General features: G+C 54.3%; 24 protein-coding genes and 1 other annotated feature. All 24 genes read right to left on the reverse strand.

What is annotated here, in order from left to right; all coding sequences use genetic code 11:
* Positions 1–29: 29 nt before the first annotated feature.
* The 24 genes from BJU60_RS03765 to BJU60_RS03880 all read right to left on the reverse strand — a co-directional run bounded on the left by BJU60_RS03765 (position 30) and on the right by BJU60_RS03880 (position 24,973).
* Complete coding sequence (locus tag BJU60_RS03765; RefSeq protein WP_070327536.1) at positions 30–965, reverse strand: FUSC family protein; 936 nt, start codon at positions 963–965, stop codon at positions 30–32.
* Positions 962–1,792: a DUF4097 family beta strand repeat-containing protein gene (locus BJU60_RS03770; RefSeq protein WP_070327537.1), complete on the reverse strand. Its 831-nt coding sequence runs from the start codon at positions 1,790–1,792 to the stop codon at positions 962–964. Before BJU60_RS03770 ends, BJU60_RS03765 begins: the two co-directional genes overlap by 4 nt.
* Before the next feature lie 104 nt (positions 1,793–1,896).
* The gene (gene pyrE, locus BJU60_RS03775) at positions 1,897–2,523 is read right to left on the reverse strand and encodes an orotate phosphoribosyltransferase (protein WP_070327538.1); all 627 of its coding nucleotides are present in this window, start codon (positions 2,521–2,523) and stop codon (positions 1,897–1,899) included.
* Complete coding sequence (gene pyrF / locus BJU60_RS03780; RefSeq protein ID WP_070327539.1) at positions 2,507–3,211, reverse strand: orotidine-5'-phosphate decarboxylase; 705 nt, start codon at positions 3,209–3,211, stop codon at positions 2,507–2,509. Before pyrF ends, pyrE begins: the two co-directional genes overlap by 17 nt.
* Positions 3,186–4,112 carry a dihydroorotate dehydrogenase gene (locus BJU60_RS03785; protein WP_070327540.1) on the reverse strand — a complete coding sequence of 309 codons (927 nt, stop codon included), beginning with the start codon at positions 4,110–4,112 and terminating at the stop codon, positions 3,186–3,188. Before BJU60_RS03785 ends, pyrF begins: the two co-directional genes overlap by 26 nt.
* Positions 4,109–4,828 carry a dihydroorotate dehydrogenase electron transfer subunit gene (locus BJU60_RS03790; protein WP_070327541.1) on the reverse strand — a complete coding sequence of 240 codons (720 nt, stop codon included), beginning with the start codon at positions 4,826–4,828 and terminating at the stop codon, positions 4,109–4,111. The genes BJU60_RS03785 and BJU60_RS03790 overlap by 4 nt, the downstream gene beginning before the upstream one ends.
* Positions 4,825–8,028, reverse strand: coding sequence for a carbamoyl-phosphate synthase large subunit (carB, locus tag BJU60_RS03795; RefSeq protein WP_070327542.1), 3,204 nt, complete (start codon positions 8,026–8,028; stop codon positions 4,825–4,827). Before carB ends, BJU60_RS03790 begins: the two co-directional genes overlap by 4 nt.
* Before the next feature lies 1 nt (position 8,029).
* Positions 8,030–9,112 carry a carbamoyl phosphate synthase small subunit gene (locus BJU60_RS03800; RefSeq protein WP_070327543.1) on the reverse strand — a complete coding sequence of 361 codons (1,083 nt, stop codon included), beginning with the start codon at positions 9,110–9,112 and terminating at the stop codon, positions 8,030–8,032.
* Entirely contained in the window at positions 9,090–10,370 is a 1,281-nt protein-coding gene (locus BJU60_RS03805) for a dihydroorotase (RefSeq protein ID WP_070327544.1), read from the reverse strand. The genes BJU60_RS03800 and BJU60_RS03805 overlap by 23 nt, the downstream gene beginning before the upstream one ends.
* Positions 10,367–11,272 carry an aspartate carbamoyltransferase catalytic subunit gene (locus tag BJU60_RS03810; protein WP_070327545.1) on the reverse strand — a complete coding sequence of 302 codons (906 nt, stop codon included), beginning with the start codon at positions 11,270–11,272 and terminating at the stop codon, positions 10,367–10,369. Before BJU60_RS03810 ends, BJU60_RS03805 begins: the two co-directional genes overlap by 4 nt.
* 130 nt (positions 11,273–11,402) lie before the next feature.
* On the reverse strand, positions 11,403–12,704 hold the full coding sequence (locus BJU60_RS03815; RefSeq protein ID WP_070327546.1) for a uracil-xanthine permease family protein: 1,302 nt from the start codon (positions 12,702–12,704) through the stop codon (positions 11,403–11,405).
* A 49-nt stretch (positions 12,705–12,753) separates the two neighbouring features.
* Positions 12,754–13,287: a bifunctional pyr operon transcriptional regulator/uracil phosphoribosyltransferase PyrR gene (gene pyrR, locus BJU60_RS03820; RefSeq protein WP_070327547.1), complete on the reverse strand. Its 534-nt coding sequence runs from the start codon at positions 13,285–13,287 to the stop codon at positions 12,754–12,756.
* Positions 13,288–13,479: 192 nt separating this feature from the next.
* Positions 13,480–14,391: an RluA family pseudouridine synthase gene (locus BJU60_RS03825; RefSeq protein WP_070327548.1), complete on the reverse strand. Its 912-nt coding sequence runs from the start codon at positions 14,389–14,391 to the stop codon at positions 13,480–13,482.
* On the reverse strand, positions 14,391–14,864 hold the full coding sequence (gene lspA / locus BJU60_RS03830; protein WP_070327549.1) for a signal peptidase II: 474 nt from the start codon (positions 14,862–14,864) through the stop codon (positions 14,391–14,393). The genes BJU60_RS03825 and lspA overlap by 1 nt, the downstream gene beginning before the upstream one ends.
* A 59-nt stretch (positions 14,865–14,923) precedes the next feature.
* Positions 14,924–17,650 (reverse strand): isoleucine--tRNA ligase, encoded by a 2,727-nt coding sequence (gene ileS, locus BJU60_RS03835; RefSeq protein ID WP_070327550.1) that lies wholly within the window; start codon positions 17,648–17,650, stop codon positions 14,924–14,926.
* Between the two features lie 49 nt (positions 17,651–17,699).
* Positions 17,700–17,920, reverse strand: a binding site (T-box leader).
* A 2-nt stretch (positions 17,921–17,922) separates the two neighbouring features.
* Positions 17,923–18,468, reverse strand: coding sequence for a DivIVA domain-containing protein (locus tag BJU60_RS03840; protein ID WP_016509011.1), 546 nt, complete (start codon positions 18,466–18,468; stop codon positions 17,923–17,925).
* Between the two features lie 18 nt (positions 18,469–18,486).
* Positions 18,487–19,257 (reverse strand): RNA-binding protein, encoded by a 771-nt coding sequence (locus BJU60_RS03845; protein ID WP_070327551.1) that lies wholly within the window; start codon positions 19,255–19,257, stop codon positions 18,487–18,489.
* Positions 19,258–19,530 (reverse strand): YggT family protein, encoded by a 273-nt coding sequence (locus tag BJU60_RS03850; protein WP_070327552.1) that lies wholly within the window; start codon positions 19,528–19,530, stop codon positions 19,258–19,260.
* A 4-nt stretch (positions 19,531–19,534) separates the two neighbouring features.
* Positions 19,535–20,002, reverse strand: coding sequence for a cell division protein SepF (locus tag BJU60_RS03855; protein ID WP_070327553.1), 468 nt, complete (start codon positions 20,000–20,002; stop codon positions 19,535–19,537).
* A gap of 23 nt (positions 20,003–20,025) precedes the next feature.
* Complete coding sequence (locus BJU60_RS03860; RefSeq protein WP_070327554.1) at positions 20,026–20,679, reverse strand: YggS family pyridoxal phosphate-dependent enzyme; 654 nt, start codon at positions 20,677–20,679, stop codon at positions 20,026–20,028.
* Entirely contained in the window at positions 20,676–21,437 is a 762-nt protein-coding gene (gene pgeF, locus BJU60_RS03865; RefSeq protein WP_070327555.1) for a peptidoglycan editing factor PgeF, read from the reverse strand. The genes BJU60_RS03860 and pgeF overlap by 4 nt, the downstream gene beginning before the upstream one ends.
* Before the next feature lie 54 nt (positions 21,438–21,491).
* Complete coding sequence (ftsZ, locus tag BJU60_RS03870) at positions 21,492–22,637, reverse strand: cell division protein FtsZ (RefSeq protein WP_070327556.1); 1,146 nt, start codon at positions 22,635–22,637, stop codon at positions 21,492–21,494.
* A 47-nt stretch (positions 22,638–22,684) separates the two neighbouring features.
* Complete coding sequence (ftsA, locus tag BJU60_RS03875) at positions 22,685–23,947, reverse strand: cell division protein FtsA (RefSeq protein WP_236633399.1); 1,263 nt, start codon at positions 23,945–23,947, stop codon at positions 22,685–22,687.
* A gap of 255 nt (positions 23,948–24,202) precedes the next feature.
* Entirely contained in the window at positions 24,203–24,973 is a 771-nt protein-coding gene (locus BJU60_RS03880) for a cell division protein FtsQ/DivIB (RefSeq protein WP_070327558.1), read from the reverse strand.
* Positions 24,974–24,981 lie beyond the last annotated feature (8 nt).

Genomic DNA, 24,981 nt, shown 5'->3' on the forward strand with positions numbered 1-24,981 from the left:
AAGGCCACGTCATGCGACGTGGCCTTTGTTCATTTCGGATTATGTTTGAACGCCTCGAGCTGTTCATGATAGTCGAGCAGATGTCCGTGTAAAATTTCAGAAACAGATAAGTCTTCATGCTTCAATTGGAAGAGCGAGTACGGTTTGTCACACGTGTAGAGAATGTCGTGATGGTGGGCGAGCAGGAATAAAAACTCGGACTCGAACGCGTGGCGTTCGTCCTCGGTCATCATGAGTAACGCTTCCCGGTGCTCAGCGAGACTCTCGAGCAGCAAGACCAATTTATCCTCTAAATGAATCAATAACCGATATTGCTTGATCGTCAAATGCTTCAACTTAACCTTCGTCACTTGCATGTCCTCTTGCAACATCATATGGAGCTCTTGATGGCCGAGGATACGGGCGCGCGTCTCGAGCAGTTCTGCCGGGGAGCCGATCAGTTCGCGCCAATGATGGAACATATACGCCGACGTCTTCCGAATCTCGCCAAGCAGACGCTCTTCATAACGCGGTGGCATGAACGCATAGTTGACGCCGAGCGAGACGAACACACCGACCGCCGTCAATAGCGAACGCGTCCACGCGTAGTGGAAAAAGTCGGTCGTCGGGTTTTCAAGCATGAGCACAATCGCGAACGCCGCATACGTCGACATGTGCGTCTTATCGAACGTCGTGTTGAGCGTGAGCGCGACGATGACGGCAAGACCGATCGAAATCGGGTTCACCCCGAATGCATAGACGATCAACAAGCCGCACATGAGGCCGACGATCGTGCCGAATATACGGCTAAAGACGATTTTCGACGACCGTTTGACGGTCGGTTGCATCGCGACGACGGCGGCGATGGCACCCATCCCCGAATAAATGCCGAAGACGTACCATGACAAGGCGATCGTGATGGCGACAGCGATCCCGGTCTTAAACGTTCGCAGTCCGACTTTAGGAATGTAGCGTTTGTTGATCATTTCAATTCGACCTTCCCTGTCTCAGAAATCAGTTCCACGTTCGGACGATTCGAGTTCGAAAGATGGTACACACCGTTGCTGATTTCTTTAAAGCGCTCAGCCGCCGCGATGTTTCCTGTTGTCGTGACCGTCACTTGTCCGGTCGCGTTTCGCGGCTCATACATGAGCGCCCCGGCTTCTGTCTGGACGGTCAGCGCTTGGTTGACGACGACGTCACGGATTGTCGCGTCCCGATACGACCGGATGTCACCCGTGACGACACGAACCGTCTCAAACGTGGCATCGCTTCTCGTCTCGACTCGAAGCCGGTCGCTTTCAAGTTTCTTCAGATTGACCGCGTTGGCATCGAGAACGATGGTTTTCGCGACCAGGCCTTGTCCGGTCACTTGCTCAGCCGTCACTTCGATCGATGTCATCGAACTTGGCAACGCGACCCTGATTTTATAACGGGACGGCTCCGCGCTTGCCCGACTCCCGAACTGGCTCATCGGTCCATACCGTTCGACGACGGAAATCGTGTCCCCGACCGACTTCACTTTAATGCGACGTTCTTTCGAATTCGTCTGCAGTACTTCGATCTGAACTTTTTCATTCGTGCTCCGGATAAATTCAACATTCCCATGCGCCGTCTCAAGCCGAAGCTTTTTCATCTGATAACGGTCCTCATACTTGTCCCCTAGCGCCAATATGTGGCTGAATACGAATAAATTCACGAAAAATAATAAAGGTAACACCGTGAGGACGAGACCGAATGCGATTTTGCGATGTTTAGGGATGTTTTGAAACCGTGCTTTCAATGACTGTCCTTTAATTCTAGAATACGCCATAGTTCTCTCCTTTTTCGACTGCTTTCCCTATTCTAACACGTTCAGTATCACATGTTGCCAAATGAAAAAGAATCCGCCCGGAGGTGGATTCTTCAAAAAATATTTTATGAAGAAACTTGCTCACTCCAACCATGCGGATTAGTTCGCCATTCCTCCAACGAAGTAGCTTCTTGTTTAGTAATTATCCGTTTTTTGACAGCGACTTTAATCAACTCGTTGATCGTCGTCAACGCCGAATAGTGCAGCTCATATTCGAGTGAATTGATTGCCAGAACTGGGAGGTTATAAGAGAAAATTGCTTGAATCTTGACGACCTCTCCGCCCGCCGCTTGAATTGCTCGCGCCGCCTCCATGCTCGATTTTCCAGTCGAGAGCAGGTCTTCGATGACGACGACGCGCGCTCCTTTGTCGAATCGCCCTTCAATCTGGTTGCCTTTCCCATGCCCTTTCGCACTCGACCGGACGTAGACGAGCGGTAGACCGAGTCGGTCGGCTAAGAGCGTCGCATGGGGAATCCCGGCCGTCGCCGTTCCCGCAATGACGTCGGCGTCGAGCGGACGGACGGCGTCGACAAGTGCATCGATAATCTGTGAACGCACTTCTGGATAACTGAGCGTCAGTCGGTTATCACAATAAATCGGGCTTCTTAACCCGCTCGACCATGTGTACGGTTCATTCGGTGATAAGGTGACGGCTTCAATCGATAATAATGCCTCAGCGATTTGTCTCATACGTTTGGCTCCATTCCTTCATAAAGTATTCGTAAGCTGCGTTCGGATCGGCTGCCCGGGTGATCGGGCGCCCGACGACGATAGCTGATACACCGGCGTCAAAAGCGGCTTGCGGTGTCGCGACCCGGACTTGATCGTCTGTCGTTTCGTTGATTCGGATGCCGGGCGTCACCGTCAAAAACTGTGAACCGAGCGCTTGTCGAATCGCGCGGGCTTCGTGAACGGACGCGACGACCCCGTCGAGTCCTGCCCGTTTGGCAAGTCCCGCTTGGCGCAAGACGGCCTGCTCGAGACTTCCGCCAATTCCGAGTTGTTCTGACAGCATCCGCTCGTCGGTCGATGTCAGTTGGGTCACCCCGATCAATGTGGTCGTGTCGTTCACATCACGCAACCCATCCAATGCGTAGCGCATCATCGTCTCACCGCCGAGCGTATGAACGTTCGTCATTTCGACGCCGAGCCGGCCGATTTGACGGAGCGTCCGCCTTGCCGTCTCCGGGATGTCATGAACTTTGACGTCTAGAAAGACCGGGTAACCGCTCGCGACGAGTTCTTCGACGAACCGTCCACCTTCACGGTAGAACAGTTCCATGCCGACTTTGACGGCCGGGCGTTGGTCAATTTTTTTTAAGAGTGAAAACGCTTCGTCACGTGTTTCGACATCAAGCGCGAGATACAACCTGTTCATACGCCTTCCCCCTAACGTCTAAAATATGATCGATGCCGAGTTCATCGAGCCGGCCTGGCAACGCCTCGATGATTTCCTGGCATACGTATGGGTTTTCAAAATTGGCAGTCCCGACCGCGACCGCCGATGCACCCGCATAGATAAATTCGAGCACGTCATCAACCGTCCGCACACCGCCCATGCCGATAATCGGGATATTGACCGCTTGGGCGACTTCGTACACCATCCGGATGGCGACCGGCTTGATGGCCGGACCGGATAATCCGCCAATTCGGTTCGCTAAGATCGGTTGACCGGTCGTAATGTCAATCCTCATGCCGACGAGCGTATTGATCATCGTGATGCCGTCGGCGCCGGCCGCTTCGACCGCACGTGCCATCTCCGTGATCGACGTGACGTTCGGGGATAGTTTGACGTACACCGGTTTCGTCGACGCCGCCTTGACGAGGCGCGTCAGTTCGGCCGCCATCAAAGGATCGGTCCCGAACTGCATGCCGCCACACTTCACGTTCGGGCACGAGATGTTCAGTTCGAGTGCTTTCACGCACGGGTCGGCGCTCATTTCCCGCGCGACGTGGATGTATTCTTCTGGGGTCGAACCCGCCACGTTGGCAATAATTTCAGTGTCAAACTTGGCGAGGAATGCCAACTTGGCTTCAACAATCGCGTCGACACCCGGATTTTGTAATCCGATCGCATTCAACATTCCTTGCGCCGTCTCGGCGACACGCGGTGTCTCGTTCCCGAACCGCGCCTCCCCGGTCGCCGCTTTGATCATGATGCCCCCGAGGATCGACAAGTCATACAGCTTGGCGAACTCTTCGCCGAATCCAAAACAACCGGACGCCGGCATGATCGGATTTTTTAACGATAAGCCGGGTAGTTCGATGTGTAATCTCATAACGTCACCTCTTCTGCCCGAAATACCGGTCCGTCACTGCACACTTTCACGTAACCGTCCGGCGCTTTGCACACACAGGCGAAGCACGCCCCGATGCCGCAACCCATCCGGTTCTCGATCGAGATGTAGCGTTCATTAATATGCGACGCGGCGACCGCTTTTAACATCGGCTCCGGACCACAGCTGAACAAGACGTCGGCGTCGATTCTAGCGAGCGGTCCGGTCACGAAGCCCATCTCCCCATACGTTCCGTCGACCGTCGTGATGATCGTCTCGCCGAGTTCGCGGAACTCGTCTTCATAAAACACACTCGCTTCTGAATCAAACCCGAGAATCGCCACCGTTTCGATCCCGCGTGCGGCGAGCATCCGGCGCGTGTAGTAGAGCGGCGGCACCCCGATTCCCCCGCCGACGAGAACGACGCGCTTGCCGTCTTTTGCGAGCGGGAACCCGTTACCGAGCGGACCGAGGACGTCAAGTTCGTCCCCGGCTCGTCTCGTCGCGAGTTCGGCCGTCCCGGTCCCGACCACTTTGTACAGAAACGTGACGACGTCTGCTTCGACGTTAGCGACCGACAGCGGCCGGCGCAACAGTTCGGACGTCTTCACATGGAAAAACGTCCCCGGTGCGATTGTTGCATCACCGATTCGCACTTTCATTTCCATCGTCGCTTTCGCGATCTCCCGGTTCGATAAGATGGTCGCCCGTTGTCTCATACAGTCACCCCGAATTCGGTGAACGCCGGCAGGCTCGTCGTCTGGAACGATAGGCTCTCGATGACTTGCAAGAGCGCCTTCACCGTGTCGAGCGACGTCAAGCAGAGCACACCTTGCTCGGCCGCGGCCCGGCGGATAATGAATCCGTCTTTTGTCGCTAAGGCGTCGCGTGTCGTCGTATTCAAGACGATGTCGACATCGCCCCGCTCGATGACGCTCAGCATCGTCTCACCCGCTTCATGGATCTTCCCGACTTGTCGGACCGGCAACTCGACTGCCGTAAGTGCCGTCGCCGTGCCTGACGTCGCCATCAGGCGGAAGCCGAGCCGGTTGAAGCGACGGGCGATGTCGAGCGCTTCGTCTTTGTCTTGATCGGCGACCGTCAACAAGACGTTTCCTTTCAAGGCGATCGTCATCCCGGCAGCGACGAGTCCTTTATAGAGCGCTTTTTCAAGCGTTCGGTCCGTCGCCATGACTTCCCCCGTCGATTTCATCTCTGGCCCGAGTGACGGGTCGACTTCTTTTAGTTTCGCAAAACTGAACACCGGCACTTTGACCGAGATGGCGTCAGATTCTGGGTGCAAGCCCGTTCCGAGGCCGAGCTGTTTCAACGTCGTCCCGAGAATCGTCTGCGTCGCGATGCGTGCGACCGGCAGTCCCGTCACTTTCGAGATGAACGGCACCGTCCGGCTCGCCCGTGGGTTGACTTCGATGACGTACAAGTCGTCCGCATAGACGAACTGAATGTTGAGCAACCCTTTGATGCGGAACGCTTTGGCGAGTTTGATCGTGTAATCGACGACTTTTTGTTTTAACGCCTCGCTCAGCCGTTGCGGCGGATAGACGGCGATCGAATCGCCAGAGTGGACCCCGGCCCGTTCGATATGTTCCATGATGCCCGGGATGTAGACGTCCGTCCCGTCGCAGATGGCGTCGACTTCGATTTCGATCCCGGTCAAGTAGCGGTCGATGAGGACGGGACGATCTTTCGAGGCGACGACGGCGTGGCGCATATACCGCTCGAGCTCCGAACGCTCATAGACGATCTCCATCGCCCGGCCGCCGAGGACGTACGATGGGCGGACGAGTACGGGATAGCCGAGCATGTCGGCACAAGCGACCGCTTCCTCGACCGTGACCGCGGTCTTGCCCGGTGGTTGGGCGAGCCGTTCTTTCGTGAGCGTCGCCTCGAACGCTTTCCGGTTTTCGGCCCGGTCGATGTCTTCAAGTGACGTCCCGAGAATTTGGACGCCGTTCGCTTCGAGCGAGGCCGCCAAATTGATTGCCGTCTGCCCGCCGAACTGGACGATGACCCCGAGCGGTCGTTCATTGCGAACGACTTCTAATACGTCTTCTGTCGTGAGCGGTTCAAAGTAGAGACGGTCTGAGATCGAGAAGTCGGTCGATACCGTCTCCGGGTTGTTGTTGACGATGATCGCCTCATATCCGGCGTCACGGATCGTTTGGATCGAATGGACGGTCGCGTAGTCGAACTCGACGCCTTGACCGATCCGGATCGGGCCTGAACCGAGTACGAGGATGGACGGTTTATCCGTTTTCACCGCTTCGTTCTCGACTTCGTACGTCCCGTAAAAGTACGGCGTCTCCGAGGCGAATTCGGCGGCACACGTGTCGACCATCTTATACACCGGCCGAACGTTCCACTCATCGCGTAACGACGCGATCGTCTCGACGGCTTGGTCCGTGATGCGGGCGATCATGCGATCACTGAACCCACGTTGCTTCACATCGCGCAACCGTTCCTCTGTCAACGGCTCGTCGCGCAACGCTTCTTCCTCACGCCAAATCCGATCGAGTTTTGATAAGAAGAACCGGTCGATTTTCGTCAAGCCGTGAAGCTGTTCTGTCGAGTAGCCGCGGCGAAGCGCCTCGTACAGCATCCACAACCGTTCGTCGGTCGGTGTCGTCAGTTCTCGTTCCAGTTGTTCAGCCGTCAATTCGGAAAGGCGTGGTACGTACAAGTCTTCAGTACCGAGTTCGAGCGAACGGACGGCTTTCAAGAGCGCTTCTTCTAAATTTCGACCGATGGCCATGACTTCGCCCGTCGCTTTCATTTGTGTGCCGAGACGACGGTCCGCGGTCTCGAACTTGTCGAACGGGAAGCGCGGGATTTTAGCGACGACGTAGTCGAGCGCCGGCTCGAACGAGGCGTAACTCGTCTCCGTCACCGGATTTTTTAGTTCCGACAACTTGTAGCCGACCGCGACTTTCGCGGCGAGCTTGGCGATCGGGTATCCCGTCGCTTTTGAGGCGAGAGCCGAACTCCGCGAGACGCGTGGGTTGACCTCGATCACGTAGTACGTGAAGCTGTCCGGGTCGAGCGCGAACTGGATGTTACATCCGCCTTCGATGCCGAGCGCCCGGATGATGTCGAGCGAGACGCTGCGGAGCATTTGATAATCACGGTCAGACAACGTCTGGGTCGGGGCGAACACGATCGAGTCACCGGTATGGACACCGACCGGATCGAAGTTTTCCATGGCACAGACGATGATGGCCTGGTCGCTCGAGTCGCGCATCACTTCATATTCGACTTCTTTCATGCCGGCAATCGACTCTTCAAGCAGCACTTGCGTCACCGGACTCGCCTTGAGTCCCGATTCGACGATCTGCTCGAACTGTTCCCGGTCGTGGGCGATTCCCCCACCGGTCCCGCCGAGCGTATAAGCCGGACGAATAATAATCGGATAGCCGATCCGGTCAGCGAAGCTCCAGGCGGCGTCGAGTGAATGGACGATATCGCTGTCTGGGACGCCGTGACCGAGCTTGTACATGAGATCGCGGAACTGTTCCCGGTCTTCTGCCTGCTCAATCGCCGACAATTTCGTTCCGAGCAGTTCGACGCCGCAGTCGCGGAGCACGCCGCGCTTATCGAGCTCGACCGCCAAGTTCAGTCCGGTCTGCCCCCCGAGTGTCGCGAGAAGCGCGTCCGGACGTTCTTGACGGATGATCCGCTCCACGAACTCCGGTTCGAGTGGTTCGATATAGACGCGGTCCGCCGTCGATGGGTCAGTCATGATCGTCGCCGGGTTCGAGTTGACGAGGATGACTTCGTAGCCCTCTTCTTTTAAGGCAAGACACGCCTGGGTACCAGCATAGTCAAATTCTGCCGCTTGTCCGATGACGATCGGGCCGGAGCCGATCACAAGGATTTTCTGAATATCTGGTCGTTTTGGCATGTCACATTCCTACTTTCTGTCTGTTTTCGTTGACGAGTGTCATAAAGCGGTCGAATAAGTCGTTGGCGTCATATGGTCCTGGCGCTGCTTCCGGATGATATTGCACCGAGAACGTCGGATGATGTAAATGTTTGATGCCTTCGATCGTCCCATCGTTGACGGCGCGATGCGTCACGATGAGCGGCGTCTCAAGGAGCGACGTCTCGTCGACGGCGTAGCCGTGGTTTTGTGACGTGATCGTCACAGCACCGGTCTCAAGCTCGAGGACAGGATGATTGGCACCACGATGCCCGAACGGAAGCTTGAACGTGTTGGCACCGCTCGCGAGCGCAATCAACTGATGGCCGAGACAGATCCCGAACATCGGGAGTTTTGGCATGAGTGCTTCAATCAGTGGGAGCGCCGTCGGTACGTCTTTCGGGTCGCCTGGTCCGTTCGAGAGCATGACCCCGTCCGGCTCATAGCGCATCACATCTTCAGCCATCACGTCGTGCGGCAAGACGACGACTTCACAGTCGCGCTTCAACAATTCGCGCATGATCCCGAGTTTGGCCCCGAAATCGATGAGGGCGATCCGGCGGCCGCTCCCGGTGCTGACGTAAGCCCGTTTCGTCGAGACACGTGTCACTTGATCGGTCGGGAAGCTCGCTTCAAAGCGCATCGAAACGTCTGCCCACGTCGACTCACCGTCGATCAACACGCCGCGCATGACGCCGCGTGAACGAAGGTGACGCGTCAACATGCGCGTATCAATTCCTTCTAGACCTGGTATCCCGAAGCGTTCGAGCGTCTCCGGCAACGTCGCCGTCGAGCGGAAGTTCGACGGCAGATCACACGCTTCTTTGACGATGAGCGCTTTTGCCATCGGGACGGTCGTCTCAAAGTCTTCACGGTTGACGCCATAATTTCCGATGAGTGGATTCGTCAGCACGATGAGCTGGTCACAATAAGACGGGTCCGATAAAATCTCTTGGTAGCCGGTCATTCCCGTTTGAAAGACGACTTCCCCGATCGTCTCGGCGTTCGCACCGAACGCCTTGCCTACAAATGCTGTCCCGTCTTCAAGCCATAATGTTCGTTTCATCGAATCTCCCCTTATATACGATTTCTCCGGCCACGATCGTCACGACCGGCCAACCTGTGAGTCTTTTTCCAGCGAACGGTGTGTTCTTCCCTTTTGACGCGAACGTCGTCGGGTCGACCGGACGCACCGTCTCCGTATCGATCAGCGCGAGGTCCGCCGCCCGGCCGACTTCAATCACGCCGTAAGGCAGACCGAACACCTCGCTCGGTCGTCTCGTCATCCAGTCGATGAGCGCCGCCTCTTCCATTTGTCCCGTTTTGACGAACGTCGTGTAAAGGAGCGGGAACGCCGTCTCGAATCCGGTGATGCCGAACGGGGCGCGCTCCATCCCTTGTGCTTTCTCTTCAGCCGTGTGCGGGGCGTGATCGGTCGCAATCAAATCGATCGTCCCGTCGAACAGCCCTTCTAAGAGCGCCGCGCGGTCGTCTTGGCTCCGCAGCGGCGGATTCATCTTGAAGTTCGGATCTAACCCCGGGATGTCGTCTTCCGATAAGACGAGGTGGTGCGGTGTCACTTCCGCCGTGACGTGGATCCCGGCCCGTTTGGCGTCACGGATGACGCGGACCGATTGACGTGACGACACGTGACAGACGTGATAGTGGCAGCCTGTCTCTTCGGCGATCAACACGTCACGGGCGATATGGATGCTCTCGGCGAGACTCGGGATGCCTTGGATGCCGTGCGTCTCACTAAACTTCCCTTCATGGACCGAACCGGCCTTGAGCGTATTGTCTTCGCAATGGGCCACGACCGCTTTCCCAAGCCGTTTCGCTTCCCGCATCGCTTGACGCATCATCGCCGCCGACTGCACGCCGACCCCGTCGTCTGTGAACGCGAACGCGTCCGCAAGTGACGGCATATCGACTTGTTCGACACCGAGCTGCCGTTTCGTGATCGCCGCATACGGGAGCACGCGGACGCTGGCGTCCCGCTCGATCCGAGCGAGCAAGTCATCGAGCGTCGCCCGGTCGTCCGGGACCGGCCGTGTGTTCGGCATCGCGCAAATCGTCGTGAACCCTCCGGCCGCAGCCGCAGCGGTCCCGGTCTTGATTGTCTCTTTCGCCTCGCCACCTGGCTCGCGCAAATGGACGTGGACGTCGACGAGACCTGGGATCAACAGCTTCCCGTTTGCGTCAATCACTTCGTGTCCTTCGGTCGTCCCGTCGTAATCGACCGAACGGATCGTGCCGCCCTCAATCAACAGATTGCTCGTCCGTTTCGTCTTCCCGTCATACCACGTTGCGTGTTGAATAATCATTGTTGTCCCCCTAATGCTCGATTTAAGATGGCCATCCGTGCGTAAACGCCGTTCTTCATCTGTGGAAAGATGCGCGATGACGGATGTTCGATCAAACTGCCGGCGATCTCGACGTCCCGGTTGACCGGAGCCGGATGCATGATGATGGCGCCTTGTTTCATCCGCTCGACCCGCTCGACCGTCAAGCCGTAGCGCGCATGATAGTCTTCTTTAGAAAAGATGTCACCCATAATGTGGCGCTCGTGCTGAACGCGGAGCAACATGACGACGTCGCAGTCCGGTAAGATGTCGTCAAGGTCGCGGTGCGAAAGCCCCATCGAACCATCCCACCACGATTCCGGGCTACAACCGACGACATTCGCCCCGAGCCGTTTCAACACGCCTGCGTTCGAGCGGGCGACCCGGCTATGGACGAGATCGCCGCAGATGGCGATATTCAAGCCTTCGAACGTCTTGAACTCTTCATAAATCGTGACGAGGTCGAGCAGCGACTGTGACGGGTGTTCCCCGCTCCCGTCCCCGCCGTTTAAGACTGGGATTGTCAGCTTCTCGACGAGCTCATGGTAGTATCCCGCTTCAGGATGGCGGATGACGAGCGCGTCGACCCCGATCGCTTCAAGCGTCTTGCACGTGTCGTATAACGTCTCGCCTTTCGTCACCGATGACGTCGCCACGTCGAACGGGATCTCTTGGATGTTCAAGTGCCGCTCGGCCATTTGAAACGAGTTTTTCGTCCGCGTCGAATTTTCGAAGAACAAGTTCGCGACCGTCTTCCCGTCAAACAGCGGCGGCATGTCCCCTTGTTTGTAGCGGAGCGACTCTTCGATCATCCCCATGATCTCTTCGAGGGTGAGCGTATCTAAGCTGACAAAATGGTTCGGTTGTTGTTTGATCAAATTCATGTTCGTCTCCTCCTTTTGTTTGAAGGCAAAGAGAAAAGGCGTCTCTTCACCTACGTGAAGGGACGCCTTCATTTGGGTAGACTGCACCCAAATAAACGAGCCTTCACTTTGCCGACCTCACGGGATCGAATTAAAAGTTACTTGCCTGTTTCGTTTCTTCAGTTGTATCGACCGAAGCCGGTTCGACTTCTTCTTTCGGCAACACCGCGTTCAAAAGAATACCGACGACCGTCGCGAGCGCCATCCCTTGGACCGGGAAGCTGCCGAGTTGGACCATCGCCCCGCCGAGGCCGACGACGAGAATGACCGAGGCGATGATGAGGTTGCGTTTCTCGGCGAGGTCGACGTTGCTGTCGACCATCGTCCGCAGTCCGTTCGAGGCGATGACACCGAACAAGAGGATCGAGATACCGCCTTTGACCGGATTCGGGATTGTCGAGATGAACGCCTCGACGTGACCGAGGAAGCCGAAGCTGATGGCCATGAGCGCTGCTCCCGCGATGACGTAGACGCTGTACACTCTCGTGATCGCCATGACCCCGTTGTTTTCACCGTACGTCGTACACGGCGGTCCACCGAGCGCTGAGGCGACGGCTTTGCCGACGCCGTCGCCGAGGAGCGTCCGGTGCAGGCCTGGATCTTTCATCGTCTCGCGTCCGATGATTTTCGACGTGACCATTTGGTCGCCGATGTGCTCCGTCATCGTGACGAGCGCGACCGGGACGATGGCGAGGAGTGCCCCGACTTGCCACATCGGCATGTAGTCGACGAACACCATCGTGAAGTCAGGCAGTTGGAACAGGCTCGCTTGACCGATGGCCGAGTAGTCGATGATGCCGAACATGGCGGCGATGGCGTATCCGCCGACGATGCCGAACAAGATCGGAACCGCGCCCCAGACTCCTTTTAACTTTGTCATCGCGAGGATCGTGATGCCGAGCGTGAGCAGGGCGACCGTGATGAACGTGCCGTTATACGCTCCGTCGCGGTTCATCGACATGTCGATGGCGACCGGTGCGAGCGATAAGCCGATGACCATGATGACCGGACCGACGACGACCGGCGGCAACAGTCGTAACAACCAACCGACGCCCGTCTTAAAGATGATGAGCGACACGACACCGTAGACCGAACCGGCGATAATACCGCCGAACAGTGCGGCTTCGACGCCCCATTGCTGGCTGACCGCGATGATCGGTGCGATGTAGGCAAAACTTGACCCGAGATACGTCGGGACTTTGAATTGGGTTATGACTAGGAATGAGAGCGTGGCCACACCGGAAGCGACGAGGGCGACGGACGTGTTCAGTCCGGTCAAAATCGGGACTAAGATCGTCGCTCCGAACATGGCGAAGACGTGTTGCAAGCTGAAGAGCAGCCATTGCGGCAAGTGAGCGGGACGCTCGTGGATGTTGAGGATGGGGTTTTTCATAAATAGTTCTCCTTCCTGGCCTCTCTGGACCACCTTAAAGGTTTTGGATTTATTGCTGTTGGATGTACACTTCGTCTGTCGTGTCGACTTCACTGAGTCGGACCACGACTTGTTCTGTTTTCGATGTCGGGACGTTTTTCCCGACAAAGTCCGGGCGAATCGGCAACTCGCGGTGTCCCCTGTCGATCAAGACAGCGAGTTGGATGTAATCGGGCCGACCGTGGTCGACGAGTGCGTCCATGGCGGCTCGGACCGTCCGTCCCGTGTACAAGACGTCATCGACGAGGACGACCGTCTTGCCATTGATATCGTGCGGGAGTTCGGTTGCTTTCACTTCTGGGTCGAGCGACTTCTTCGATAGGTCGTCCCGGTAGAGCGTGATGTCTAAGTTACCGAGCGCGATCGGTTTTCCTTCGATTTCTTCGATGCGATGGGCGAGTCGGTCGCCGAGCGTCTCACCGCGCGTTTTAATCCCGACGAGGACGACGTTGTCCGTTCCTTTGTTGCGTTCAATGATCTCATGGGCGATTCGCGTCAAGGCGCGTCGGATCGCGGCTTCGTCTAGTATGGTCGAGCGTTTCATATGATTCCTCCTCTCGTAATCTATAAAAAAAGAAGACTTCCTCATCCGGCTGGAAAGGAAGTCTTCACGAAGGCAAACGAGTGCCGTATATGATAGACGGTTGTGGCCGCGGCCACGATCCTTTCACAGCCTCTCTGGACTGGGTTTAAAGGTGTTATGCTTTCTAGACTATAAAGCTGAATCGGTTGAAAGTCAACGTGTTTTCTCGATTTTGTCCAATTTTGCGAGCTCTGCCTCGAAGTCGGTCGGGAGTGCCGCCTCGAACTCGAGCCATTCGTTCGTCCGCGGATGATGGAAGCCGAGCGTGGCTGCATGGAGCGCTTGCCCGTTCAAATCGATCGTCCGACGCGGTCCGTATTTCGGGTCTCCGGCAAGCGGATGGCCGATATAGCGCATATGGACACGGATTTGATGCGTCCGTCCTGTCTCGAGCTTGCACTCGACGAGCGTGAAGTCTTTATAGCGCTCGAGCAGACGGAAGTGTGTTACCGCTTCTTTCGCATTCTTGTCTGTCACCGTCATGCGCTGACGATCGTTCGTGTCGCGCCCGATCGGCGCCTCGATTGATCCGAGCTCATGGACGAGCTCGCCGTGGACAAGTGCGACGTATTCGCGTTTGATCGTTCTGTCTTTCAACTGTTGCGCGAGTGACTCGTGCGCCATATCGTTTTTCGCGACCATGAGCAGTCCCGTCGTATCTTTATCGATACGATGGACGATACCCGGACGCTTCACCCCATTGATGCCTGAGAGGTCGTCACAGTGATACAACAGCGCGTTGACGAGCGTTCCAGACGTATGACCGGCCGCAGGGTGCACGACCATGCCACGTGCTTTGTTGACGACGATGACATCCTCGTCCTCGAACACGACGTCGAGCGGAATATCTTCAGGGAGGACTTGGAGTTCGACGGCTTCTGGCACCGTCACGACGACTTCGTCCCCTTCTTGCAGTTTATAGTTCGGCTTCACGAGTTGACCGTTGACGAGCAGATCCCCTGCCTTGATCCAGTCTTGGATTTGCGAACGTGACCAGTCACTTCGTTCGCTCATCCATTTATCGATCCGTGCCTTTTCTTCGGCGACAAATGTGTAAGTTTCCATTACGATTGTCCCCTTTCTTTGTTTAATTTTTCTTCGAACAAGACGCCGATGATCATAAAGATGACCCCGAACGTGAGTGCCATATCGGCGACGTTAAAGATTGGGAAGTTGTAGCCGAACGGGTACGTGTCGACGAAGTCGACGACCTCGCCCCGGAACAGACGATCGATAAAGTTGCCGATCGCTCCGGCGAGCAGTAAGCCGACACTGTAGCCGAGCAGTTTGAAGCCATTCACTTCTTTATGCAAGAAGTAGATCAGACCGACGACAACGACGGCGGTGACGACGAAGAAGAACACCATCTGTCCTTCGAGCATCCCCCAGGCCGCGCCTCTGTTGCGGTACGATGTCAAATAGAGCCATCCCGGGATCAATTCGATCGATTGACCGATCGTCATCGTCTGGACGACGATCCATTTCGTCACTTGGTCGAGCAAAATGAGAACGACTGCTAATCCGTAATAACGTTTCATCAAATTCTCCTTTCAAGTCATAAGAAACCGGAGTGGACTGTGCGCCACTCCGGTCCGGCTCATGCGATGACTTCTGTACAGCGCGGGCAAAGTTCTGGATGATCTGCGTTCTGACCAAGTTCGGTCGAATACGTCCAACAGCGGGCACAAGCGGCACCGTCTGCTTTCGCGACGCTGATCTTCGCCGTCGCGTAGTCGACGTCGGCCGTATCGACGTAGTCGAGTTGTGACACTTGCAGGAGTTGACGAACGTTATCGATCGTATCGAGCAGCGCTTTCGTCTCACCCTTCGGTGCGACTTGAAGTTTTGCTTCGAGCGGTTTCCCGATCAACTTCTCGCCGCGGGCGATCTCGATCGCTTTCAAGACGTCGTCGCGGAACGTGAGGAATTTCGACCATTTCGCGAGTAATTCCATCTCTGCTTCCGTGAGCGGCGCCACTTCTTCAAGGTCCGACAAGAAGACGCTATCCGCCGTCTTGGCCGGGATTTCTTGCCAGACTTCGTCCGCCGTATGCGGGAGGATCGGGGCAAGCAGCTTCGTCAACGTGATGACCGCATCATACATGACCGTCTGAACGGCACGGCGACGCGCATCGTTTTCACGTTCGATGTAGAGGATGTCTTTCGTGAAGTCGAGATAGAACGACGACAATTCGTTGACACAGAAGTTGTGGCTCATGTGGTAAACAGCCATAAAGTCGAACGTATCGTACGCTTTGACGACTTTCGTCTGAAGTTGTTTCAGCTTCGTCGCCATGAAGCGGTCGGCTTCCGGCATATCTTCGAACGCGACGCGCATCGACGGATCGAACCCGTTCAAGTTACCGAGCAAGAAGCGTAACGTGTTACGGATCTTCCGGTATACTTCTGACACTTGTTTAAAGTTGTCATGCGAGGCGCGGACGTCTGACTGATAGTCCACAGACGCGACCCAAAGACGTACGATTTCAGCACCGTACTGTTTCACGAGGTCGTTCGGTGCAATCGTGTTGCCGAGCGATTTCGACATCTTCCGGCCGTCGCCGTCAAGGACGAAGCCGTGACTGAGGACGTTGCGATACGGTGCTTTGCCGGTCGTCGCGACTGCAGTCGACAGTGACGAGTTGAACCAACCACGGTATTGGTCCGAACCTTCTAGGTACAGGTCGGCCGGACGGCGCAAGTTGTCGCGCTGTTCGAGCACGCCTGCGTGTGACGAACCTGAATCGAACCAGACGTCCATGATGTCGACTTCTTTACGGAACTCGCCGTTTGGACTGTTCGGATGTGTGAAGCCGGATGGCAACAAGTCTTTCGCCTCGCGCTCGTACCAGACGTTTGATCCGTGCTCATGGAACAAGTTGGCGATATGGTCGATCGTTTCGTTCGTGATGATTTCCGTTCCGTCTTCTGCGTAGAAGATCGGGATCGGCACACCCCATGCCCGCTGACGGCTGATGACCCAGTCGCCACGGTCACGGACCATGTTGAACAGGCGCGTCATGCCCCATTCCGGTACCCAGTTCACTTCTTCGATCTCACGCAACATGTCGCTGCGGAAGTCTTTGATCGAAGCGAACCATTGCGGTGTCGCCCGGAAGATGACCGGCTTTTTCGTACGCCAGTCGTGCGGGTACGAGTGCTTGATGAATTTGAGCTTCAACAAGTTGCCATTTGCTTCGAGCTTCATGCCGATCTCTTTGTTCGCATCTTCATAGAACAGTCCTTCAAAGCCTGGTGCTTCGTCCGTCATATACCCACGGTCGTCGACCGGGCACAACACGTCAAGTCCGTACGCTTGGCCGACACGGTAGTCGTCTTCCCCGTGGCCAGGTGCGATATGGACGCAGCCTGTCGCTTCAGCCGTGACGTGGTCGCCAAGGATGAGGAGTGACGTCCGGTCGTAAAGCGGGTGCTGTACCGTCATGTGTTCGAACTCGCGTCCGTTCCAAGACCCGCTCACTGAGTATTCATCCCAGCCGAGTGCTGTCGTCACTTCTTCGACGAGCGTCTCGGCAACGATATACCCTTTGCCATCGTGCTCGATCCGTGTGTATGTCAGCTCATCGCTGACAGCGATCCCGAGGTTGGCCGGAATCGTCCACGGTGTCGTCGTCCAGATGACGAAATGGTCGGTCGTCCCGAGGACGCCTTTGCCATCGACGACTTGGAACGCCACATAGATGGCTGGTGATTTTTTGTCGTAGTACTCGATTTCCGCCTCAGCGAGTGCCGATTCAGAAGACGGTGACCAATAGACCGGTTTTTTCCCTTTATAGATGTATCCTTTTTCAGCCATCGTGCCGAACAGGCGGATTTGCGCCGCTTCATATTCAGGCTGGAGCGTGATGTATGGATTGTCGAAGTCAGCGAGCAGTCCGAGACGCTTGAACTGTTCACGTTGTGAGTTCACTTGCTCCATCGCGTAAGCGGCACATTTTTCGCGGAACTCGGCGACAGTCATCTCTTTACGGTTGACGCCTGCTTTTTGAAGCGCGTTCTCGATCGGAAGACCGTGTGTGTCCCAACCTGGGATCATCGGTGATTGATAGCCGTTCAACGACTTGAAACGGACGATGATGTCTTTTAACACTTTGTTGAGTGCATGGCCCATATGGATGTCACCGTTGGCGTACGGAGGTCCGTCATGTAGAATGTATTGCGGCTTTCCTGCATTCTTCTCTTGGACGCGGTTGTACAAGTCCATCTGCTCCCAAGCCTCGTGCATTGCTGGCTCGCGCTTCGGCAAATTTCCACGCATCGCGAATTCTGTATCAGGCATCAATAATGTGTCTTTGTAGTTCATTGAAACTCCTCCTGCATCTTTTTTGAAAAACAAAAAAAACCCGCCCCTAAATAGGGACGAGTTCATCGACTCGCGGTACCACCCTACTAATCTCAAGTAGACCTTGAGACCGCTCTCGGTAACCGATAACGAGGTCAAGCGGTCACGCTTACTCAATTCAGCATGACACTCATAGGGGATACCAAATAAAGTCTTTCTCTTAGGCTTGCACCTTCCCTAAGTCGCTTCGTAGGTGTGACTTTATTGACGTGTCCTAATCAACGTATTGTTTATTATCCGTGATGTTTGTTTGGTGTGACTTCGTCGTCATTATACGCAAGTTCACTCGTATCGTCAAGAACCGTCTGGACAGGCGGCTCTCCGACAATCGTGTCCCATTCGGTACTATTTAGAAGTTCCATCTGTGCGTCGACGAGAACACGGAACCGGGTCCGGTACAGTTCGACTTTTTTCAACATTTGAATGACTTCACGCTCTGCCATCTGCTCTTTACGCGACGCTTCCTCTTCTCGGGCGAGCGCTTCGCGTTCAGCCTGCTTCAAGATGAGGCTGGCTTCTTTGGCCGCATTGGTCTTGACTTCTTCTGCCGCCTCTTGTGCGACGATAATCGATTTATTCAACGTGTCTTCCATCGAGGAGAAGTAGTCAATACGGGCTTGCATATCGTTGACGAGTTCTTCGTACCTTCTATTTTCACGAATCAATAGCTCAAACTCTTTAATGATTTGATCTAAAAATTCATTGACCTCATCGATATCGTACCCGCGAAAACGAGTCGAGAACTCTTTGTTATGAATATCAATCGGTGTCAACGCCATTCGACTTTCCTCCTAAATTCAACGTATGATGCCATACTGGATTTTTATTTTCTCACGCTTTGTCGAGCCGAGGATTGCCGTCAATTTGACACGACCGTAACCCCGGATTGAAACCAAATCGTCTGGTTCGAGTAAAAAGCTCGCGTCCGTGATCGCTTTATGATTGACTTTGCAGTCACCATGTTTGACGAGCGCCTGTGCTTTCTGGCGCGACAGACCGAGCACCTCGCTCACGACCGCATCAAAGCGGAGTGAGGAGACGATGCCAAACTCGTCGCTCCATTTGACTTCTGGGACGGTCAAAATCGATGCGGCCGGCACATCAGACAGCCGCACCCGGGCTTTACCGACGCGATCCACGTTCATTTCGATGAATCCAGCCGCATCAGCCGTCGTCGCGAACTGAGCGATCCCGTCAGCGAGGACAACGTCGCCAAACTTTTGCCGCTTCAGGCCCGCGTTAAGAAGCGTGCCTGTCACTTGGCGGTGGGTCAAGTCGACAAACTTCGTCGGATAATCGATTTGAAGAATCTTGACTTCAAAGTCGTTCACGTCGAGCTCATAGTAGTCGGGCGTCAATAAAAGCCGTTTCCGCTCAGCTCCAGGGAAACCGCCGTCCTCGTAGATGGCGAGCCGTTTGCCAACGAGTTGCCTGACGATTTGTTGCTCACGTGGGTCTAAAAAATCCGTCAATTTAAACAAGTAGTTGTCCTCGACTTGTCGCACCCAGTCGAGCACTTGCTCGACAAACGGGCGTTCATTCGGTCGATAATGATCGAAGACGCTCATTTACAGACCGAAAATCGCTCGCACTCCTGCTTGCGCCATACGAAGCACGAACAGGGCGACGATTGGAGAAATGTCGAGCATACCGCCGATTGGCGGGATGATCCGACGGAACGGGTTAAGAAACGGCTCACACAAGTATGTCAAAATCTGTCCGAATTTTGATTCTCTCGCATTCGGGAACCACGATAATAAAATATAGGCAATCAAGACCCAACTATAATATCCAAGAAGCGTAACAATCGTATTGCCTAATGCAGGGATCGCATTTTCCATTCATTTACCACCCTTTACTGTTTAGTTCGTCCTCCGAAATCAAATTCGAAATCGATCCAGTCAATTCGATATTGTTCGGAGCACATAGAATCGTGTTATGTCCAATCGACGTCATCGTTCCTTCTAGGGCGTAAACGACACCCGACAAGAAGTTTACAACTTGACGAGACTGCTCTTTCGACATGCGCTGAAGGTTGACGATGACGGCACGATTTTCTTTCAACTGGTCGCCAATATCTTGTGCCTCGGCAAAGACGCGCGGTTCAGCAAGAACGACTTTCGAACGTTCTTTCTTCTTCGTGTTTAGCGCGACGAGGTTGTTCGATGGTTTCGGACGCTCCTCGGTTTTGACGAGCGCATCAGTCGTCGGTTGAGTATTCGTCTCTGCGACAGCATACTCTTCCCCTTCATACGCGTGATTCGGATCTTCCTCAAGTCCAAAGAAGTCTTTCATTTTGTTTTTGATTGACATAACGGATTCCTCCTTAGAATATATTATTGCACAAGTACGGTCCCAATACGAACAAACGATGCGCCTTCTTCGATTGCCAACTCGTAGTCGTTAGACATACCCATCGACAATTCGTTGCATGGTGCATGTTCGAAGCGATTTGCCGCGACGCGGTCGCGCAATTCGCGTAAAGCACGGAATGTTTCACGGATCACACCTTCATCTTCTGTGAACGGAGCCATCGTCATCAGTCCGATGACCCGAATATGGCGATACTGTCTACAGTTCTCGATGAACGGGATGACTTCCTCTTTTTCAAGCCCATGTTTTGACGTCTCGCCCGATACGTTCACTTGGACGAAACAATCGATGACACGGTCGGACCGTTTGTCAATCTCTTCGGCGAGCGATAATCGGTCGAGCGAATGGATTGCGGCAACATGATCGATGACTTGTCTCACTTTGCGCGTCTGTAGACTGCCGATAAAATGGAACTTGGCGTCCGACGGCATCGCATTGACTTTCTCGAGCAAGCCTTCCGGACGGTTCTCACCGAAATCTCGGACACCTTCTGCGTAAAGCGCGTTCGCGACGTCGACACCGACCGACTTCGTGACCGCGATGAGCGTCACCGCTGTTTCCGATTGAAGGTTCTCAATATTCTGTCTCACTTGTTTGACGTTATCAGCTATGCTCACAATTTCTTCTCCTTGACGAGGACGGCGGCAAATCGACGCTTGGCGTCTCCGTTCCGATACGAGAAAAAGTCTCGATCGGAAGCGGTCGACAAGTTCGACTGCGTGACGTCCATGTTTCTTTCGACAGCGAGTGTCTCATTGACTCGTTGCAATGACAGATTCGCATGACGTTCTGATTCGTTATACACCGAGGCCGCATATGCTTCGGGCGAGACGGCATTGACGGCATCGAGGACACGGCGGTCGACTTCATAATGCTCGGCCGTGATGGCCGGTCCGACGTACATCTCGATGTCGTGTTCCGGAACCCCGAGCCGAGCGAATGCGTCCGCCATCGAAGACACGATGTTTCCGACCGTCCCTTTCCATCCGGCATGAGCCATGCCGATGATTCCGTGATCTTTCGCACAAAAGAACAACGGGACGCAATCGGCGAACACGAGAGCGAGTGGCAAATCGGTGGCGGTCGTGACGAGTCCGTCAGTCGCTTGAATCGCCTCATCGTATCGATAGGCGCCTTTGCCCTTGTCCGCTTCGTCGACGGTCGCGACACGCGTCCCGTGCACTTGATCGGCCCAAACCGAATCGATGAGCGACAAGTTTGCTTCGGTGAAGAAACGTTCCCGGTTGGCAATGACTTGTTCCGCATCATCGCCGACGTGCAAACCGACATTGCCTTCATTGTGTCCATCCGTCCGCGTCGTCACATAAGCCAGATAGCGATACGCCTCGGTTTCCCATGTATGTATGAGTTGCATACCAGTCTCCTTTTTTTAGAAAAAGGGGGTGCCGAGAACGGCACCCCCTGTTGTTTAGTTACGGCGTTGTCTTACGAACGCTGGGATGTTGATCGTCTCGTCTGGGACGTCCCCACCATAGACTGGTCTATGGAAGTTCCCTTCTTCTTGTTGAGCAGGTTCAGTCGGTTTCGGTTGAACTTCTTTGTTCGCCTCAGGCTCCGCTTGTTTCTTCGGTTGCTGAAGGAACGGGTTCGTGCCTTGTGACTCTTCCGCAAACTCAGTCGCGATGACAGTGACGATGATCTCCTCGTTCAAGTTTTCGTTGATGACCGAACCAAAGATCAAGTTCACTTCTTCATCAGCGGCACTTTGAACGATTTGAGCAGCCTCTGTTACTTCATACAAGCTGAGGCTGAGTCCACCTGTAATGTTCATCAAGACACCTTTCGCGCCTTCGATCGAAGACTCGAGCAGTGGAGATGAGATCGCCTTTTTCGCTGCTTCGATGGCACGGTTTTCACCAGTCGCCACACCGACACCCATGAGCGCCGATCCTTTTTCCGTCATGATCGTTTTCACGTCGGCGAAGTCAAGGTTGATCAAACCAGGGATGGCGATCAAGTCTGTGATCCCTTGGACACCTTGGCGAAGCACGTTATCCGCTTCGCGGAACGCTTCGATCATCGGCGTGTTCCGCTCGACGATTTCAAGCAACTTGTCGTTCGGGATGACGATGAGTGTATCGACTTTTTCTTTGAACGCTTGGATTCCGTGTTGCGCATGCTGCATCCGTTTGCGTCCTTCGAACATGAACGGTTTCGTGACGACACCGACTGTGAGCGCTCCGATTTCTTTTGAAATCTCAGCGATGACTGGTGCAGCGCCCGTACCTGTTCCCCCACCCATACCGGCAGTGACGAAGACCATATCGGCACCGTCAAGTGCTTCGATCAATTGCTCACGGCTTTCTTCAGCCGCTTTCTTACCGATGTCCGGGTTCGCACCGGCACCAAGGCCGCGTGTCAATTTAGCGCCAAGCTGAAGCTTGACGTCCGCTTTCGACATATTGAGTGCTTGTGCGTCTGTATTGACCGCGATGAACTCGACACCTTGCACTCCGTGCTCGATCATTCGGTTGACGGCGTTTGAACCACCACCACCGACTCCAATTACTTTAATTTTTGCTACGGCGTCAATCGCCTCATCAAAGTACATCATTTCAGGTATCCCCCTACGTAATTTCCAATTGTTAACACATCATCAGCTTACACGCCAAATAATTTTTCCATTAAACGCCCGAATCCATTTTTAGATTCGCGCTCTGTTGTTTCAGGCTCGTCATCACGATCGATGTCGCGTTCTGTCCCGCCAGTTGGTGTCGGAACAGTCACGCGCTCATCTGGCTTCTCAAGTTGCGACTTCGAGACATGATGGTCGCTCATGAGCACATACTTGAGAACACCGACAGCCGTCGCGTATTTCGGATGTCTGACACCAATCGACGAAGGTTGGTAGAGTCTTGTCTTTTGACCCATGACGCGCGTCGCCAATTCCTGGATACCAGGCAAGGCAGCCGCTCCGCCACAGAGGAGATAACCTCCGCTGAGCGGTGGAACACCTACCTTTTGCACTCTATTCAACACGAGTGTGAACATTTCCTCTATTCGCGCCTCTAAAACGTAACTAATTTCTGTTTGTGGCTCGAATGCCACTTCCCCATTAATATTCGTAAATGAGAATCCTTCAGAAGCGTCCGCCATTTCTTCGAGCGCGAGTCCGTATTCTTCTTTCGCCACTTTTGCGTCTTGGTACTTACAGTTGAGTTTATATACCAAGTCTCGCGTCATGTGGTCCCCGCCGACTGGGAGGATATACGAGTAGACGAGATCACCGCGATAAAATACAGAGACGGTCGTCTTTTCGTGTCCGATGTCGACGAGGCCGATCCCAAGGTCGATTTCATCGACGGAAGCAGCACTCATTCCGAGCGCCAAGTTACCGAGTACAAATCCTTCTAGCGTAAGGCCTGCCCGTTCAATCGAACGACGGATGCTATGTAGGACCGTTTTTGAACCCGTTACCATTTTTCCGTGCATCTCTAACCGGTAGCCGAGCATACCACGGGGATCGACGACCCCTGTCTGTTGGTCGACTGTGAACGACGTCGGGATGACATCGATGACGCTCATCTCATCCGGCAAACGCATCACTTGCGCCGAATTGATGACTTCGATGACGTCGACGTCCGTGATTTCTTGGTCTTCTCGTTTCACCGATGCGATCCCATGACACGGGGCAATTTGGATATGTTCCCCTTCGATGGCAACATATACCGAACGAACTTGATCACCGAGCGCCGCTTCGGCATGTTCGACGGCTTGCTTAATGGCTTGAACCGTTTTATCGATGTCGACGACGGCGCCACGTTTTACTCCTGCAGACGGGGCGCACCCCTCCGCCAAAATGTTAAGCGTTCCTCCGAGCAATTCGCCCACGACGAGCTTAATTTCTGACGTTCCTATATCCAATGCGGCAACATAACCGTTCGCTTCCAAAAGGGAAACACCTCCGCGCTTAAATTTCTGTTTCTGAATTTCCGTTACATTGTTACAGATATCCAAAAATATTGATAGGTCCGGCAAGATATCTCACGTCTAAGTTTACAACAAATAACATAGTGAGAAAAGGTAGAATCCTACAAATTAAGCGGTTTTGGGGTGTCAATTCGATTACAAACCATAAAAAAACAGTCCTTACGTGTCTAAGGACTGTAAAAAATCAGATTATTCTTTCGTTTTTTCGTAAGGGACGAAATAAAAGCCTCCGTCCATGACGACGGTTCCGCGTTGACCTTTTGGGATGTTTTCAAAGATATCCCCGTATTTTGAGACGGTTTGGCTCAGTTTGAACGTCGGTGTGAGCAACGTGTTTCCATCGTTCATATAAATCTCATACCGGACTGGTTCATCCTTTTTTTTCGAAAAGACGATTTCAGACATCCGGGCCCGCATCGCGTCATCGACTTGCTCGAGTTCACTTGCCACTTTCTCGAGCTCGGCGACGTCCGTGAACTCACGCAAGAGCGGACCATCCTGCAACTTCTCCGGATCATCGATTTGTCCGGTCGGGTGAAGTGATCCGTCTGCGAGCACGACGACTTCTTCTGAGTCGTTTCGCGAGTAGGCGATCATCTTCTCTTCCTCGACGTCCACGGTGACGATGTTATACCAAGACCGATCGACTTTGACGTCCCGCACTCCCGGGAGTGCGCGAATCGTCTGCTCGATGTCGTTCGGAGAGATGCGAACAATCTTTGAAGACGTGTCGAGATCCGTTCCCTCAAGGACGTAAGCTTCAGTCAACCAGTCGAGTCCGGACACATTCACTGCCTTCACGTCAGAAACCGACGTCTGCATATAGACGACGAGTGCGATGAGCACGGCAAACAAGAGTAGAATCGTCGCCAAGCGTCGATTCGCTTTTTTGCGCCGTTGGTCCTTCATATACGGAATGCGATCTTCCAAACTGCGAACGGTATTCTGACGCGTCTCCATTAACTTCT

The sequence above is a fragment of the Exiguobacterium aurantiacum genome (assembly GCF_001766415.1).
In the GTDB taxonomy this organism is placed as follows: Bacteria; Bacillota; Bacilli; order Exiguobacteriales; family Exiguobacteriaceae; genus Exiguobacterium; species Exiguobacterium aurantiacum_A.

What these genes read in the sequence shown, in the direction of transcription:
- carB (WP_070327542.1), bottom strand. Translation starts at nt 8,028, where the DNA reads ATGCCAAAACGACCAGATATTCAGAAAATCCTTGTGATCGGCTCCGGC.
- BJU60_RS03880 (WP_070327558.1), bottom strand. Translation starts at nt 24,973, where the DNA reads ATGGAGACGCGTCAGAATACCGTTCGCAGTTTGGAAGATCGCATTCCG.
- BJU60_RS03770 (WP_070327537.1), bottom strand. Translation starts at nt 1,792, where the DNA reads ATGGCGTATTCTAGAATTAAAGGACAGTCATTGAAAGCACGGTTTCAA.
- pyrE (WP_070327538.1), bottom strand. Translation starts at nt 2,523, where the DNA reads ATGAGACAAATCGCTGAGGCATTATTATCGATTGAAGCCGTCACCTTA.
- BJU60_RS03790 (WP_070327541.1), bottom strand. Translation starts at nt 4,828, where the DNA reads ATGAGACAACGGGCGACCATCTTATCGAACCGGGAGATCGCGAAAGCG.
- pgeF (WP_070327555.1), bottom strand. Translation starts at nt 21,437, where the DNA reads ATGCAACTCATACATACATGGGAAACCGAGGCGTATCGCTATCTGGCT.
- BJU60_RS03805 (WP_070327544.1), bottom strand. Translation starts at nt 10,370, where the DNA reads ATGATTATTCAACACGCAACGTGGTATGACGGGAAGACGAAACGGACG.
- BJU60_RS03810 (WP_070327545.1), bottom strand. Translation starts at nt 11,272, where the DNA reads ATGAATTTGATCAAACAACAACCGAACCATTTTGTCAGCTTAGATACG.
- BJU60_RS03785 (WP_070327540.1), bottom strand. Translation starts at nt 4,112, where the DNA reads ATGAGATTACACATCGAACTACCCGGCTTATCGTTAAAAAATCCGATC.
- BJU60_RS03765 (WP_070327536.1), bottom strand. Translation starts at nt 965, where the DNA reads ATGATCAACAAACGCTACATTCCTAAAGTCGGACTGCGAACGTTTAAG.
- BJU60_RS03850 (WP_070327552.1), bottom strand. Translation starts at nt 19,530, where the DNA reads ATGGAAAATGCGATCCCTGCATTAGGCAATACGATTGTTACGCTTCTT.
- BJU60_RS03845 (WP_070327551.1), bottom strand. Translation starts at nt 19,257, where the DNA reads ATGAGCGTCTTCGATCATTATCGACCGAATGAACGCCCGTTTGTCGAG.
- BJU60_RS03855 (WP_070327553.1), bottom strand. Translation starts at nt 20,002, where the DNA reads ATGTCAATCAAAAACAAAATGAAAGACTTCTTTGGACTTGAGGAAGAT.
- pyrR (WP_070327547.1), bottom strand. Translation starts at nt 13,287, where the DNA reads ATGAAACGCTCGACCATACTAGACGAAGCCGCGATCCGACGCGCCTTG.
- BJU60_RS03800 (WP_070327543.1), bottom strand. Translation starts at nt 9,112, where the DNA reads ATGAAACGAACATTATGGCTTGAAGACGGGACAGCATTTGTAGGCAAG.
- BJU60_RS03825 (WP_070327548.1), bottom strand. Translation starts at nt 14,391, where the DNA reads ATGGAAACTTACACATTTGTCGCCGAAGAAAAGGCACGGATCGATAAA.
- BJU60_RS03840 (WP_016509011.1), bottom strand. Translation starts at nt 18,468, where the DNA reads ATGGCGTTGACACCGATTGATATTCATAACAAAGAGTTCTCGACTCGT.
- ileS (WP_070327550.1), bottom strand. Translation starts at nt 17,650, where the DNA reads ATGAACTACAAAGACACATTATTGATGCCTGATACAGAATTCGCGATG.
- pyrF (WP_070327539.1), bottom strand. Translation starts at nt 3,211, where the DNA reads ATGAACAGGTTGTATCTCGCGCTTGATGTCGAAACACGTGACGAAGCG.
- BJU60_RS03815 (WP_070327546.1), bottom strand. Translation starts at nt 12,704, where the DNA reads ATGAAAAACCCCATCCTCAACATCCACGAGCGTCCCGCTCACTTGCCG.
- ftsZ (WP_070327556.1), bottom strand. Translation starts at nt 22,637, where the DNA reads ATGATGTACTTTGATGAGGCGATTGACGCCGTAGCAAAAATTAAAGTA.
- lspA (WP_070327549.1), bottom strand. Translation starts at nt 14,864, where the DNA reads ATGAAACGTTATTACGGATTAGCAGTCGTTCTCATTTTGCTCGACCAA.